Annotated in this window: 10 protein-coding genes and 1 tRNA gene; 5 read left to right on the top strand and 6 right to left on the bottom strand. The window is 67.9% G+C overall.

Features of this window, described 5'->3' with window-relative positions:
* Nucleotides 1-85: 85 nt before the first annotated feature.
* The 4 genes from V5F66_RS05305 to V5F66_RS05290 form a co-directional block, all read right to left on the bottom strand.
* Nucleotides 86-1,951 (bottom strand): ABC transporter ATP-binding protein, encoded by a 1,866-nt coding sequence (locus tag V5F66_RS05305; protein WP_394093404.1) that lies wholly within the window; start codon nucleotides 1,949-1,951, stop codon nucleotides 86-88.
* A gap of 233 nt (nucleotides 1,952-2,184) precedes the next feature.
* Nucleotides 2,185-2,258, bottom strand: a tRNA-Cys gene (locus V5F66_RS05300).
* A gap of 16 nt (nucleotides 2,259-2,274) precedes the next feature.
* On the bottom strand, nucleotides 2,275-3,357 hold the full coding sequence (locus V5F66_RS05295; RefSeq protein ID WP_394051087.1) for a glycosyltransferase family 2 protein: 1,083 nt from the start codon (nucleotides 3,355-3,357) through the stop codon (nucleotides 2,275-2,277).
* A 346-nt stretch (nucleotides 3,358-3,703) separates the two neighbouring features.
* Entirely contained in the window at nucleotides 3,704-4,144 is a 441-nt protein-coding gene (locus V5F66_RS05290) for a group III truncated hemoglobin (protein WP_394051085.1), read from the bottom strand.
* A gap of 441 nt (nucleotides 4,145-4,585) precedes the next feature.
* Here V5F66_RS05290 and V5F66_RS05285 point away from each other — a divergent pair, with 441 nt between their 5' ends.
* The 5 genes from V5F66_RS05285 to V5F66_RS05265 all read left to right on the top strand — a co-directional run bounded on the left by V5F66_RS05285 (nucleotide 4,586) and on the right by V5F66_RS05265 (nucleotide 12,333).
* Nucleotides 4,586-5,248, top strand: a complete 663-nt coding sequence (locus tag V5F66_RS05285) for a protein-L-isoaspartate O-methyltransferase family protein (RefSeq protein WP_012116202.1) — start codon at nucleotides 4,586-4,588, stop codon at nucleotides 5,246-5,248.
* Nucleotides 5,249-5,478: 230 nt separating this feature from the next.
* Entirely contained in the window at nucleotides 5,479-6,798 is a 1,320-nt protein-coding gene (locus V5F66_RS05280; RefSeq protein WP_394051311.1) for a TolC family outer membrane protein, read from the top strand.
* A 180-nt stretch (nucleotides 6,799-6,978) separates the two neighbouring features.
* Nucleotides 6,979-7,890, top strand: coding sequence for a DUF2497 domain-containing protein (locus V5F66_RS05275; RefSeq protein ID WP_394093403.1), 912 nt, complete (start codon nucleotides 6,979-6,981; stop codon nucleotides 7,888-7,890).
* A 236-nt stretch (nucleotides 7,891-8,126) separates the two neighbouring features.
* Nucleotides 8,127-10,919 (top strand): valine--tRNA ligase, encoded by a 2,793-nt coding sequence (locus tag V5F66_RS05270; RefSeq protein ID WP_394093402.1) that lies wholly within the window; start codon nucleotides 8,127-8,129, stop codon nucleotides 10,917-10,919.
* Nucleotides 10,920-11,508: 589 nt separating this feature from the next.
* The gene (locus tag V5F66_RS05265; RefSeq protein WP_157048282.1) at nucleotides 11,509-12,333 is read left to right on the top strand and encodes a tetratricopeptide repeat protein; all 825 of its coding nucleotides are present in this window, start codon (nucleotides 11,509-11,511) and stop codon (nucleotides 12,331-12,333) included.
* Between the two features lie 10 nt (nucleotides 12,334-12,343).
* On the opposite strand, the gene V5F66_RS05260 is transcribed toward V5F66_RS05265, so the two are convergent.
* Nucleotides 12,344-12,748 carry a GFA family protein gene (locus V5F66_RS05260; RefSeq protein ID WP_394093401.1) on the bottom strand — a complete coding sequence of 135 codons (405 nt, stop codon included), beginning with the start codon at nucleotides 12,746-12,748 and terminating at the stop codon, nucleotides 12,344-12,346.
* Nucleotides 12,749-12,755: 7 nt separating this feature from the next.
* Nucleotides 12,756-13,544, bottom strand: a complete 789-nt coding sequence (gene xth, locus V5F66_RS05255) for an exodeoxyribonuclease III (RefSeq protein WP_394051079.1) — start codon at nucleotides 13,542-13,544, stop codon at nucleotides 12,756-12,758.
* Between the last annotated feature and the right edge of the window lie 155 nt (nucleotides 13,545-13,699).

Here is a 13,699-nt window from a genome sequence, read left to right as displayed (position 1 = left end):
TGCCCGCTTGTGAAGTCGAAACGCGCATTTTCTGCGCCCGCATTGCCGCACCCGGTCCGCAGACCGGGTGCAAGGCCTTGTAAAATCAGGCGTGGAGGCGTGTGCCGGTAGCCTCGCCGAGATTGTCCACAGGCGCGCCGGCGCTGCCTTCGGCACCTTCCTGCTGCTTCTGCTCGTGGGAGAACTGGGCGAAATAGAAGCCGTAATAACGGCCCCGCCGGGCGATCAACTCGTCATGGGTGCCGTGCTCCACCACGCGGCCATGCTCCACCACGCAGATCTTGTGCGCGCGCACAACGGTCTGCAGGCGATGGGCGATGACGATGGTGGTACGCTGATGCTGCAGCTCGTTCAGCGCCCGCTGCACCAGCGCCTCCGATTCGGAATCGAGGGCGGCGGTGGCCTCGTCCAAAAGCAGGATGGGCGCATTCTTCAGGAAGGCGCGGGCGATGGCGATGCGCTGGCGCTGGCCGCCTGAGAGCTGGGCGCCGTGCTCGCCGACCGGCGTGTCGTAGCCGTTCTCGAAGCCCATGATGAAGTCGTGGGCGTGGGCCGCGCGCGCAGCCGCGACGATCTCCTCGTCGGTGGCGCCGGGGCGGCCGAAGCCGATATTGTCCTTCACCGTGCCGGAGAAGAGGTAGACGTCCTGGCTCACCAGGGCGACGTTGGCCCGCACCGACGAGCGGGTCACGCCGCGAGCGTCGATGTCGTCGATGAGCACGGCGCCGCCCTGCGGATCGTAGAAGCGCTCGATGAGGTTGATGATGGTGCTCTTGCCGCCGCCGGACTGGCCCACGAGGGCCGTGGTCTGGCCCGGCTCGGCCACCAGGTCGAGGCCGCGCAGCACGTTCTCGCCGGGGCGATAGCCGAACACCACCTCACGGAACTCCACCCGGCCGCGGGGGCGCGGCAGGGCCGGCACGCCGGGGGCGTCACGGTCAGGGGAGGGGGCGTCGAGCAGCTCGAACAGCATGCGCGCGCCCATGACGTGGCTGGCGAGGTCCACATGCATGCGGGCGAGCCGCTTGGCCGGCTCGTAGGCGAGGAGCAGCGCGGTGAGCACCGAGAAGAACTGGCCGGGGGAGCGGCCCAGCTCGATCACATTGTAACCGGCGTAGAGCACCACGCCACCGATGGCGAGGCCGCCCAGGGTCTCCATGAGCGGGCTGGACTTGGCCTGGGTGCGCACCAGGCGATTGGAGTTGGCCTCCACGTCGTCGATGAACTTGTGGGTGCGCTCGCGCATCACCGGCTCAAGCGTGTAGGCCTTCACCGTGCGCACGCCCTGGATCGCCTCCATGGCGATGGAGGACAGCTGTACCCCGGAGCGGAAGCCGGAGGTGAACAGGGTCTTGGTCTTCTTGATCAGCTTGCGGGTGCCGATGACCGCCGTGGGCATCACCACCAGGGCGATGACGGCCAGGAACGGGTCCTGCACGATGGCCACCGTCGCCAGCATGACCAGGGACAGGGCGTCGCGCCCGATGCTGGTGACAACGAGGTCCAGCGCGCCGCGCGCGCCATTGGCGCCGGTCGAGAAGCGGCCGGTGATCTCGGCGGTGTGGTGCCTGGCGAAATAGCTCGCGTCCTGCAGCAGGATCTGGTCGAACGCGCGCTTCTGGTTGTCGGCGACGATGCGGTTGCCCACCCGCGCCATGGTGATGCTCTGGCCGTAGGCCGAGGCGCCCTTGATGATGGACAAAAGCATGACCGCGCCGGACACCGCCCACACCGCCTGGGGCGTGGGGGCGACGAAGATGGCGTTCACCGCGTCCCGCATCAAATAGGCTAGCAGCGCCGTGCAGGCGCCCATGAGGCCCATGAACACGAAGGCCAGCGCATAGCCCTTCCAGTGGGTGCGGCCGTCCGAAAGGAGCAGGCGGCGCAATACCGCCCTGGTCTCGTCCTTTGCGGCGCCCTGGCTCTGGCTCTGGGGGGCTTTTGAACTCATGCCTGTCTCCGGCGGCCAAAGGAGTGGGCCGCATAAGGTTCATCAACCGCCGACGCCTGCGCAAGTCAACGGTGTGTGGTATCGCGATGCGTCATGGATGGGGTGAGAAGGCCCGGAACCGCTGCTTCGGCGGCGTCTGTGGCCCGCAAGACGCGCTCTGGCGCCGGCGGCGATGCCACAGGATGGGGGTCTCGGCGCGCTCTGTCGTGGGTAGTGCGCTCTATCGCGGGGAGTGGAGGCCACGCCCGGAATCGAACCGGGGTGCACGGATTTGCAGTCCGCTGCGTAACCACTCCGCCACGTGGCCTCACGAAGGCGCGTTCTTAAGGTGTTACCGCGGCGGGCGCAAGCAGAGCCTTGAGCTTGTCCCCGGACCATTTACGCATCTTCCGCAGCTCCCGCGTGTCTTTCAGCACGTCGCGTGCCACGTAGCGCACCGCCCGTCTGGCAAGCGAACGGACGGGACCGAAGGCTGTCGCTGCGATGATCGGGCGAACCAGCCGCATTCGACGGCGGACCTTGGGCGCCATGACCGGGATCACCTCCTGAATATCACTCCAGGCCTGTCGCAGGCGCTCGTTGTCCCTGGTCTTGGAGGCCGCGATGAACTCGGTGGTGAGCACGTCCATGAAGCGCGGGCCAATGGCATTTTGGGCGTGAAGGAAGCCGACGCGCGGCTCGTCCGGGAACATCTCCACCAGCTTGTGGAAATAGATCATGCACGAGCGCGTCATGCGCGGACTGTAGGAGGTGGAGCCAGCATAGATGCGCCAGCGCGTCACGGCGACATCGAGATAGACCATGCAGAAGCCGAGCGCGAACATGCGCACGAACAGGTCGTCGTCCTCGTAGCCCGACAGTCGCTCGTCGAACAGGCCGGCGTCGATCATGGCCTGCTTCGATACCAGCGCTGCGCCGGGGAGGATGAACATGTCGTGCCGCAGGCAGTCGCGGAGCGACCGCTTGGGCTGGGGCGACAGGATATCATCCAGGCAGCATTGCTGGATCAGCCGTCCCTTGCGGTCGATCTGATCGAGATTGCCATAGACCAGGCCGAGCCGGCGCGTGTGGCCCTGCATGAACGGCCGCTTGAGTATTTCCAGGTGCTCCTCGTACCAGGCATCGTCCTGGTCGAGGAAGGCCACGTGGCTGCACGCCGTGTGCTGGATGGCGAGGTTGCGGGCCGACGACTGGCCGCCATTGGGCTTGCGCAGCAGGGTGATGGGGTGATGAAGCGCCATCTCCGCGACGATGGCCGGACCATCGTCGGTGGAGCCATCGTCCACCACGATGATCTCGTCCGCCGGCTCGGTCTGGCTCAAGACGCTGTCCAGCGCTTCCCGGATGAAAGATGCGCCGTTGAAAAGTGGAATGACCGCCGCAACGGTGACTGCATCGCTTCGCAATTCGCTCCCCTCACAACACCCTGCAAATCATCACTCATTTTCCTGATGAGCGGTATCTAGGTAATATCAGGGGATTGCGGCCAAAGGGCGCGACGAATTTTATTTTACAAGTCCTTTTGTTTCGAATCATTGCTGTCGGCCTGCGGCATCCGGCGGGTCGAGGGGCTCACCTGTCTTGCCCCGGTGTGCGGGCGCGCCAAAGGCTGCGCGTGACGCCGAGCGAACCTGCAAGAGGGCTCAAATTCCGGATTCTGTCGCGGTTTTAAAGTCTGCGGCTCCGACCGGCGGGAAGGTCCGGGTGGGTGGTAGACGGTGCTCTATGTCAAAGGGAGATCCGGTCCGAATCCTACCGGACCAGCGGCATCCGCGTGATGTCCTCGCCATTGTGGAAGCCGATGGCGAGGCGGAACGAATGGGCCATGCGTTCGGCATGGGCGATGGCTGCCTGCGCCGCATCCGGCGGCAGCACCTCCAGCGCCGTGGGGCGGAACAGGGCGAGCCAGCGGGCGAACTGCGCATCGCCGGCGTCCGATCCCAGCGCCAGGTGCGGCGGCAGGGGGCGGCCTTCGTAGCGTCCGGACTTCAGCAGCACGGAGGACCAGAAATCGCACATCTTGGCGAGGTGGACTGGCCAGGCATCGTCCTTGATGCGGCCGGAGAAAATCGGGCCGAGCACCGCATCCTTGTTCACCCGCTCATAGAACAGATGGACGAGCCGGCGCACCGCGTCCTCGTCGAGGGTTGATGGGGTGGGACCGGCGGCGGCCGGGGGGAGCGAAGCGTTCATCGTGCGGGTCTCTTCCTGCGTCCTCTACGCCGCCATCAACTGGTTGCCATCTCGTGGCTACCGTATCGTGGCTGCAGCCACCGGCAACGCGCCGGGGGTGTGTCGCCCGGCGCGCGGGCGGCCAATGCGGGGATCAAGCCGGGGCAGGCCGGCAAGCCTCCACCCGCGGCTGGCGCGGGGCCATGCGACTTGCGGCCACATCGGCCGGTCGATCACCGCCCCGGCGCTGTGGAGCGCCTTGCAAAAGGGGCGGCAATATGGCTCTTGAGCCGGGCGGCACAGGCGTTCCGAACCCTCGGCATGCCGGCCGCGCCAGCGCCCGAACCGGGCGGATCGTCTGGCGATCCGGTCGGCTGAAGGGCGTCTTATCGAGAGTTTTGGCACGGAGCCGCCGCCCGGGATGTTTCGGCCGGGCCGCTCCGGGTTTGGCCGGAGACGCATATGATCGATTTCGTCGAGCTTCGCCGCGGCATGGTGGACGGGCAGGTCCGCACCAACAACGTCACCGATCCGCGCATCGTCGCCGCCATGCTGGAGATCCCGCGCGAGAAGTTCGTGCCGGCGCCGCTGAAGTCCCTCGCATATATCGACGACGATCTGGCGCTGACCTCCGGCAATGCCCCGCGCTATCTCATCGAGCCCATGATTCTTGCGCGTCTGGTCCAGCTCGCCGACGTACAGGAGCATGAGCACGTGCTCGATGTGGGCACCGGCACCGGCTATTCGGCCGCGGTGCTGTCGCGCCTCGCGCAGCAGGTGGTCGCCGTGGAGGAAGACGCCGGCCTCGCCGCGACCGCGACGGCGACCCTCGCCGAGCTGGGCGTCGGCAACGTGGCGGTGATGCAGGGGCCGCTGAACGCCGGCTGGGCCGCCGAGGCGCCCTACGACCTCATCCTGCTCAACGGGGCGGTGGACGAGGTGCCGGCCAACCTCTTCGCCCAGGTGAAGGAGGGCGGCCGAGTCGTCGCCGTGGTCGGCCATGGGGGCGCCGGACAGGCCCGCGTGTTCACCAAGGTGGCCGGTGCCATGAGCGAGCGGGTGGCCTTCAACGCCGCCGTGCCCGCGCTGCCCGGCTTCAAGGCCGCGCCACGCTTCGTTTTCTGAAGCACCTGTGGCGCGTTTGCCGCGCTGACCCGAAAACGTCCGTGACATCGAACCGATCGGTTCCCGATCGCGAGCGGTGCAGATATCTTTCGAGAAAGTTACCGCGCGGCAGAGTCGCTGCAGCATGTCTGCATGCCGCGTCGGACCGGGAGATTGGGATGTCGGTTGCGAGACTCGTTCGCCGAAACGGATATGCAATTTTGGCGGGGGCCAGCATCATCGTCCTCGGCATGGGGAGCGTGTCCGCACAGTCTCTCGACGCTGCGCTCGCCATGGCTTACGTCAACAACCCCACGCTGAATTCGGCGCGTGCCGGTACGCGGGCGGTGGACGAGAAGGTGCCGCAGGCCCTCTCCGGCTATCGGCCCACCCTCGGCGCCTCGGCGTCGGCGGGGCCTGAGGCCTACCGCTACCAGCCCACCGGCACCACCGCTTCCAGCGGCAACGCCTGGCCCCGCCAGTTCGCCCTGACGGCGGCCTACACCCTGTTCAACGGCTTCATCACCGGCAACCAGACCCGTACCGCCGAATCGCAGGTGCGGGGCCAGCGGGAGACGCTCCGCAACACCGAGCAGACGGTGCTGCTGAACGGCGTGACGGCCTATATGAACGTGATCCAGGCCATCGCGCTCCTCGACCTCCAGCGGCAGAGCCTCGCCGCGTTCGAGCAGGAACTGCGCGCCACCCGCGACCGCTTCAACGTGGGCGAGGTGACCCGCACCGACGTGGCCCAGGCGGAGGCGCGTGTCGCCGACGCGCAGTATCAGGTGAGCCAGGCGGTGGCGAACCTGTCCTCGGCCCGGGCGGTGTACCGGCAGGTGATCGGCGTCGAGCCGGGCAAGCTGTTCACGCCGCGCTCCATCGAGGGCATGCTGCCCCCCAAGGTGGATCGCGTGATTTCGGGCGGGCTGAGCCAGCATCCCGCCATCAAGGCCTCGGAGTTCGCCGTGGATGCGGCGGTGTTCCAGGTGAAGGTCGCCGAAGGCGCGCTGATGCCGAACCTGAGCCTGCAAGGCCAGCTTCAGCAGTCCTACGATTCGAGCATCGGCGTGGAGCGGGTCGGGACCGCTGCGGCGACCCTTAACCTGTCGGTGCCGATCTACCAGGGCGGCGTGGAGTACGCGAACATCCGCCAGGCGAAGGAGCTACTGTCGCAGGCGCGGATCGACGTGGACGTGAACCGCGACGCCATCCGCGCCCAGGCGGTCCAGTTCTGGGGTGCGCTGGAAGCGGCCAAGGTGCAGATCCAGGCCGCGCAGGCCTCGGTCGCCGCCAACACCCTGGCGCTGGAAGGCGTGCGCGAGGAGTGGCGTGTTGGCCAGCGCACCACCACCGACGTGCTGAACGCCCAGCGCGATCTCACCAACTCCCAGTCCGCCCTCGTGGTGGCGCAGCGTGACCGCGTGGTGGCGGCCTATTCGCTCGTCTCCATCATCGGCCGGCTCGATGCGGTGTCGCTGGGGCTGAAGGTGGACGTGTACAATCCCCAGGTGCACTACAATCAGGTGCGCGACAGCTGGGCCGGCGTCCGCACGCCCGACGGGAAGTAGCCCTCAAAATAACGCTGAATTGGGGTGTGCCGGGCTCTTTTGCAGCCCGGTTCCAGGGTGAATACTTGACATCGCGTTTGGCGATTCTCGCCCACCGGTGCGGCCGCACGCAAAGGTGCGCCGGGACGCCTTCGGCCGAGGTCGAACATGGCTGCGATCCCAAAGGTGCAAGAGCCGTCAATGGAAGACATCCTTGCCTCCATCCGCCGCATCATGGCGGATGACGATGCGTCGCCCGCCGCTGCGCGTCCGGCGCCCGAGCGGGCGGCCCGGCCTGCGCCCGCGGAGCACCGCCGGCCCGATCAGTCCGAACCCGGTCCCGACGCGGCGGAGCGGCCGACCCGTCGCGCCGAACCCCAAGGTTCGGGTGCGCGTGATGGAGGGCGCCGCGAAGCCGCCTTGCGCCCCGCGACGGGAGAGGGGCCGGCGCGCGCCCGTGCCCGCATCGACCTTGAGGAGCTGAGCGAGCATTTGACCTCCGAGACCTTGTCCGGCGACCAGCCCGAAAGCGACCAGTTTGAACCCCCGCATCCGGCTAATGCCCAGGCCCAGGGTCACGCTGTGAACGGCCACGCGCCCGCGGAGCCGTCGGCCCGCGAGCGTGGCCGGGCGTTCGCGCCCGAGGCCGCACCGCGCGTGGTGCGCGATTTCGAGCGGCGGCCGGCCACCCCGTCCGAGCCGGAGCGGTTCGAGGCTCCGCCCGCGCCCAGGGCTGCGCGGCTTGCCGAGCGCCCGGCCCCGGAGCTGCGTTCCGGCCCGCGCGGTGAAGACCGGGCACCCCCGATGCCACGGCGTCCCGCCCCACCCGTTGCCGAGGAGCCTGCCGCCGTGGATGCCCAGCCTGAAACCGACGACCGCGGGGACGCGGTGCGCCGCCGCGATCTGCTGTCCCCCAACGTGGATGACGTGGTCGCGGCCGCCTTCCAGTCGCTGGGCGACCTGCTGCTGCCGCAGAAGCAGCGCACCATCGAAGATCTGGTGAAGGAGATCCTGCGGCCGATGCTGAAGGATTGGCTGGACCAGAATCTGCCCTCCATCGTGGAACGTCTGGTGAGGGCCGAGATCGAGCGGGTGGCGCGTCGCCCGCGCTGACTGTGATTTTGCAATTCTGCTCTCAAGCCGCTGATCGCGCCTGCTGATCGGCGGCTTTTTTCGTTGCGCCGGGTCCGGACGCGGCACCGCACGGAGGCGCCACGCGCCGCGTGGTTGACGCCGGCCTGCCGGAGCGGCTTTAACGCCCGCAGACCTGTCCCGTCCGTTGCGGAGGCATGGCCGGCCGCCACGTGCGCCCCTGCACTGCGCCCGGCACCATCCGCGGAGCCTGTTTCATGCTGGAAAAAGTCTTCGATCCCGCCGCCGTGGAAGAGCGCATCGCCGCCCAGTGGGAAGAGGCCGGCGCGTTCCGGTGCGGCCGTCCCGAGCGCAAGGACGCCGAAGGCTTCTCCATCGTGATCCCGCCGCCGAACGTCACCGGCTCCCTGCACATGGGCCATGCGCTCAACAACACGCTGCAGGACGTGCTGGCCCGCTTCGAGCGCATGCGTGGCAAGGACGTGCTGTGGCAGCCCGGCACCGACCATGCGGGCATCGCCACCCAGATGGTGGTGGAGCGCCAGCTCGCCGCCCAGAAGCTGCCGGGCCGGCGCGACATGGGCCGCGTCGCCTTCGTGGAGAAGGTGTGGGCGTGGAAGGCCGAATCGGGCGGCACCATCGTCAACCAGCTGAAGAAGCTGGGCGCGTCCTGCGACTGGTCGCGTGAGCGCTTCACCATGGACGAGGGCCTCAGTCGCGCTGTGCTGAAGGTGTTCGTGCAGCTCTATCGCGAGGGCCTGATCTACAAGGACAAGCGCCTCGTGAACTGGGACCCCAAGTTCCAGTCCGCCATCTCCGACCTCGAGGTGCTGCCGGTGGAGGTGAAGGGCAACCTCTGGCACCTGCGCTATCCCATCGAGGGCGAGAAGGACCGCTTCATCACGGTGGCCACCACCCGCCCTGAGACCATGCTGGGCGACACGGCGGTGGCGGTGCACCCCGAGGACGAGCGCTATCGCGATCTCATCGGCAAATTTGTGATCCTGCCGCTGGTGGGCCGGCGTATCCCCATCGTGGCGGATGAGTATTCCGACCCCGAGAAGGGCTCGGGCGCGGTGAAGATCACCCCGGCGCATGATTTCAACGACTTCGAGGTGGGCAAGCGCCATGGCCTGCCCATGATCAACGTGCTGGATGCCGAAGCGCGCATCGACCCGCAGGGCATCCTCGACGATTATGCCGAGCGCCCCGAGGCCTATGTGGATGCGCCCGATGCCGCCGGCCAGCTCTCCCACCTGAAGGGCCAGGACCGCTTCGCCGCGCGCAAGCAGATCGTGGACCTGCTGACCGGCCTCGAACTGCTGGAGCAGATCGAGCCGCACACCCATATGGTGCCTCATGGCGACCGCTCCAACGTGGTCATCGAGCCCTGGCTCACCGACCAGTGGTATGTGGACGCCAAGACCCTGGCCCAGCCGGCGCTGGCCGCCGTGCGCGAGGGCCGCACCGCCTTCGTGCCGAAGAACTGGGAGAAGACCTATTTCGAGTGGCTGGAGAACATCCAGCCCTGGTGCATCTCCCGCCAGCTGTGGTGGGGCCACCAGATCCCGGCCTGGTACGACCCCTTCGGCAATGTCTTCGTCGCCATGGACGAGGACGAGGCCTTCGAGCAGGCGATCGCGCACAACGTCGGGAACGAGACGCTCTCGCCCGAGGACGCCCAGGCGCTGATCGACGATGCCGACAGGCGCGCCGGCTTCCTCACCCGCGACGAGGACGTGCTCGACACCTGGTTCTCCTCGGCCCTGTGGCCCTTCTCCACCATGGGCTGGCCGGACGAGACCGCCGAGCTGAAGAAGTTCTACCCCACTAGCGTGCTGGTGACAGGCTTCGACATCATCTTCTTCTGGGTGGCCCGGATGATGATGATGGGCCTGCATTTCATGGATGGCGAAGTGCCGTTCAAGGACGTCTACATCCACGCCCTCGTCCGCGACGAGAAGGGGGCGAAGATGTCGAAGTCCAAGGGCAACGTCATCGACCCGCTGGACCTCGTGGAGAAATACGGCGCCGACGCCCTGCGCTTCACCCTGGCCGCCATGGCGGCGCAAGGGCGCGACATCAAGCTCGCCACCTCCCGGGTGGAGGGCTACCGGAACTTCGCCACCAAGCTCTGGAACGCGGTGCGCTTCGCCCAGATGAATGGCTGCGTGCGGGTGGAGGGCTTCGATCCGGCCAAGGTGGAGGGCACCCTGAACCGCTGGATCATCGGCGAGGCCGCCCGCGCCACGGCCGAGGTATCCGAGGCGATCCTGGCCTACCGCTTCAACGAGGCGGCGGCCGCGATCTACCGCTTCCTCTGGAACGTGTTCTGCGACTGGCACCTGGAGCTGGCGAAGCCCCTGCTCTCCGGCCCCGACGGCCCGGCCAAGGACGAGACGCGGGCCACCACCGCCTATGTGCTGGACGTGGCCATGGCGCTGCTGCACCCCTTCATGCCCTTCCTCACCGAGGAATTGTGGGCCGAGACCGGCAAGGACGGCCCGGCCCGCACCAGCCTTCTGGCCCTCGCCCCCTGGCCCGACCTGTCCGGCCTCGAGGCGCCCGACGCCGAGGCGGAAGTGGGCTGGGTGGTGGACCTCATCACCGAGATCCGCTCCGTGCGCGCCGAGATGAACGTGCCCGCGGGCGCGCAGGTGCCTCTCGTGCTGGTGGAGCCGGGCGCGGAGACCAACGCCCGTGCCGCCGCGTGGGACGACGCCATCCGCCGCCTTGCCCGCCTCTCCGGCGTGACGGTGGCCGACACCGTGCCCGGCGAGTCGGTGCAGATGGTGGTGCGCGGCGAGGTGGCGGCCCTGCCGCTTTCCGGCGTGGTGGACCTTGCCGCCGAGCTCGGACGCCTGAAGAAGGAAGAGGCCAAGCTCGACCAGGAGGTGGCCCGCATCGACGCCAAGCTCGGCAACGAGAGCTTCGTCGCCCGCGCGCCGGAAGAGGTGGTGGAGGCCGAGCGCGAGAAGCGCGAGGAATATCTCAACCGCAAGGCCAAGGTCCGCGCAGCAATAACCCAGCTTTCGGGCGGGGCGGCCTGAGCGCTGCCGGACGGGGGCGTTGCCCCCGTCGCTCCGGCCGGCGGCGAGCGCCCGCGGCAAGGCGAGTGTGACGCCTTTGCCACGCTCCAGCGCGTCCGCACGGCCCGCGACAGTGTTCGCGTAAAGGAAACCGGCCGTTTTCCCTCTCAATATTGTGACAGCGAAGACACACTCCCGTGCCTTTGAAGTTGCCGCCCCGGCGGGGGCCCCAAGGCGCCGCGAAGCCGCCACAAAACCCCAGTGAAACGGAAAGCAACGCGCGACGTGAGCGTAGCTCGGAAAGTGTTTCCGAACGCCGCGCCTGAGGTGGGTCCTTATGGACGGACGTTGCATTCTCGAAAGGGTGGCGCCGGGGGGCGTTGCGGAGCTCGCCTCCAGGCGACGCCTGAGGGGACGCTCGAAACCTTGCCGCTCCAACGCCGCGGCTCGGCCTTTCCTCGGCCCAGATATTGCCGCCACGCTCCGGCACCTTCCCTCCATCATGATTTTGGGTGGCACAACGAAGATCAGATATTCGGGCCGCGTGGCCGGGCGCCTCGGGCGGTCGGCGGGCGCGCGGCGCGCCTGTGCCGTCGTGTTCGCCAGCGCCATGGCTGCCTGTCTTTCGGTGCCGCTGGCCCACGCCTTCGACGGCACGGCGCAGATTCTGCAGCCCTATGAGACCCAGCCGATGACGCCGCCGGCCAATGTGCCGCTGGCGCCGGCCGTACGTCCCGTGGACGAGGCCTTCCGCACCGGGGCGCAGGCCCTGCGCGCCGGCCAGACCGCCAAGGGCATCGACGCCCTCGGCTATGCCGCATCCCAGGGCCACGCCATGGCCCAGTGGAAGCTCGGCCGCATCTATGCCGACGGCGATGGCGTGAAACGTGACGACGCCAAGGCGTTCGACTATTTCTCCAAGATCGCCAACACCCATGCCGAGGATTATCCTGGCACGGCGCAGTCCCGTTTCGTAGCCAATGCCTTCGTGGCACTGGGCTCTTATTACCTCGTGGGCATTCCGTCCGCCGGAGTGAAGCGCGACGCCTCGCGGGCGCGGGACATGTTCTCCTACGCGGCTTCCTATTTCGGCGATGCGGATGCCCAGTACCATCTGGGCAAGCTCTATCTGGACGGCGTCGGCGGCCCGCGCGATGCGCGCAATGCCGGCCGCTGGCTGACGCTGGCCTCGCAGAAGGGCCAGTTCGAGGCGCAGGCCATGCTGGGCCAGCTCTTGTTCCGGGGCGACGAGGGGGTGCCGCGTCAGGCGGCGCGCGGCCTCATGTGGCTCACTCTGGCGCGCGATGCCGCGGTGCGGCCCGAGGACAAGTGGGTGGTGACGCTTCAGGAGGAAGCCTTCGCCGATGCGACGGCCGACGAGCGGGAGAAGGCGCTGCTCTACCTTGAAAACTGGCTGAAGACCGCCAAGAGGTGAGGCGCCGCTTCTAGTTTTCCCGCTCAGCCTCATGGCGGGGCAGGCCGGCACCTAGCCCGGCCGTCATCTCAAGTGCCGATTGCGTCCAGATGTGATGGGTCGGCGTCACTGCGTCCGGATCGTCCAGCGTGCCGACGGTCACGTCCACCGCCGCCTCATTCGCCATGTCGAACAGGATCGGGCTGCCGCAATGGCCGCAGAACAGGCGCGTCACGCCCGGCGAGGATGAGAAGCGCGCCGGGGTGCCGGCCGTCATCTCGAAATCTGCTCGCGCTACGGTGAGCCAAGGCAATGCGCCGGAGCCGGAGGCGCGGCGGCATATGGTGCAATGGCACCAATAGGCGCTCTCAATGTGGCGCACCCGGTAGCGCAGGCGCCCGCACAGGCAGCCGCCGGCGAGGGATCCTTCCCACATGACCAACTCAGGCCGCGATGGCGAGATCGGCCCAGATGGGCACATGGTCCGAGGGCTTTTCCCAGGCGCGCACATGCTTGTCGATGCCGGTGGCGATGAGCTTGTCCGCCGCCTGGGGTGACAGCAAAAGGTGGTCGATGCGAATGCCCATGTCGCGCTGCCACGCCCCCGCCTGATAGTCCCAGAAGGTGTAGAGCCGCCCAGCGTCCGATGTGGCGCGCAGGGCGTCGGTGAGCCCGAGATGGGTGAGTGACCGGAAGGCCGAGCGGGTGCGCGGCAGGAACAGGGCGTCATTCACCCAGGCGGAAGGGTCCGCCGCGTCGCGCGCCTCGGGGATGACGTTGAAGTCGCCGGCGAGGATCAGCGGTTCCTCCAGCTTCAGCCGGTCGGCGGCGAAGGCCTCCAGGCGCTCCATGAAGCCGAGCTTGTAGGGGTATTTCTCGGTGTCCACCGGGTTGCCGTTGGGCAGGTACAGGCAGGCGACCCGCACCACGCCCCCCTTCACCGAAACCACCGCCTCGATAAAGCGGGCCTGCACGTCGCCATCGTCGCCGGCGAGGCCGTGGGTCACGTCCTCCAGCGGCAGGCGGGAGAGCAGGGCGACGCCGTTGAAGCCCTTCTGCCCGTGCACGGTGACGTTATAGCCAAGCTGCTCGAACGCCTCCTTCGGGAAGGCCTCGGTCTGGCACTTGATTTCCTGGATGCAGACGATGTCCGGCCGCGTCTCGCCCAGCCAGCGCACGGCGTGGTCCAGCCGCTGGCGGATGGAATTGACGTTCCAGGTGGCGATGCGCATGGGGCGGGCTCCTTCGGTGGCGGAGGATACCCCGGTGCCGCCGGGAGGCAATGGCCGTTGCCGCGGGCGCGGCTCAAATCAGGCCAAGGTCGCGAGTGGTTGCGAGGGCAAGGGTTGCGATGGCGGGCAAAGAGTGGCAGGAACGCCCCCTTGTC

It is taken from the genome of Xanthobacter versatilis (assembly GCF_043193975.1).
Classification (GTDB): Bacteria; Pseudomonadota; Alphaproteobacteria; order Rhizobiales; family Xanthobacteraceae; genus Xanthobacter; species Xanthobacter autotrophicus_E.
This window is presented reverse-complemented; position numbering and strand designations above follow the sequence as displayed.

What these genes read in the sequence shown, in the direction of transcription:
- V5F66_RS05305 (WP_394093404.1), bottom strand. Translation starts at nt 1,951, where the DNA reads ATGAGTTCAAAAGCCCCCCAGAGCCAGAGCCAGGGCGCCGCAAAGGAC.
- V5F66_RS05290 (WP_394051085.1), bottom strand. Translation starts at nt 4,144, where the DNA reads ATGAACGCTTCGCTCCCCCCGGCCGCCGCCGGTCCCACCCCATCAACC.
- V5F66_RS05285 (WP_012116202.1), top strand. Translation starts at nt 4,586, where the DNA reads ATGATCGATTTCGTCGAGCTTCGCCGCGGCATGGTGGACGGGCAGGTC.
- V5F66_RS05280 (WP_394051311.1), top strand. Translation starts at nt 5,479, where the DNA reads ATGGGGAGCGTGTCCGCACAGTCTCTCGACGCTGCGCTCGCCATGGCT.
- V5F66_RS05275 (WP_394093403.1), top strand. Translation starts at nt 6,979, where the DNA reads ATGGAAGACATCCTTGCCTCCATCCGCCGCATCATGGCGGATGACGAT.
- V5F66_RS05270 (WP_394093402.1), top strand. Translation starts at nt 8,127, where the DNA reads ATGCTGGAAAAAGTCTTCGATCCCGCCGCCGTGGAAGAGCGCATCGCC.
- V5F66_RS05265 (WP_157048282.1), top strand. Translation starts at nt 11,509, where the DNA reads ATGGCTGCCTGTCTTTCGGTGCCGCTGGCCCACGCCTTCGACGGCACG.
- V5F66_RS05260 (WP_394093401.1), bottom strand. Translation starts at nt 12,748, where the DNA reads ATGTGGGAAGGATCCCTCGCCGGCGGCTGCCTGTGCGGGCGCCTGCGC.
- xth (WP_394051079.1), bottom strand. Translation starts at nt 13,544, where the DNA reads ATGCGCATCGCCACCTGGAACGTCAATTCCATCCGCCAGCGGCTGGAC.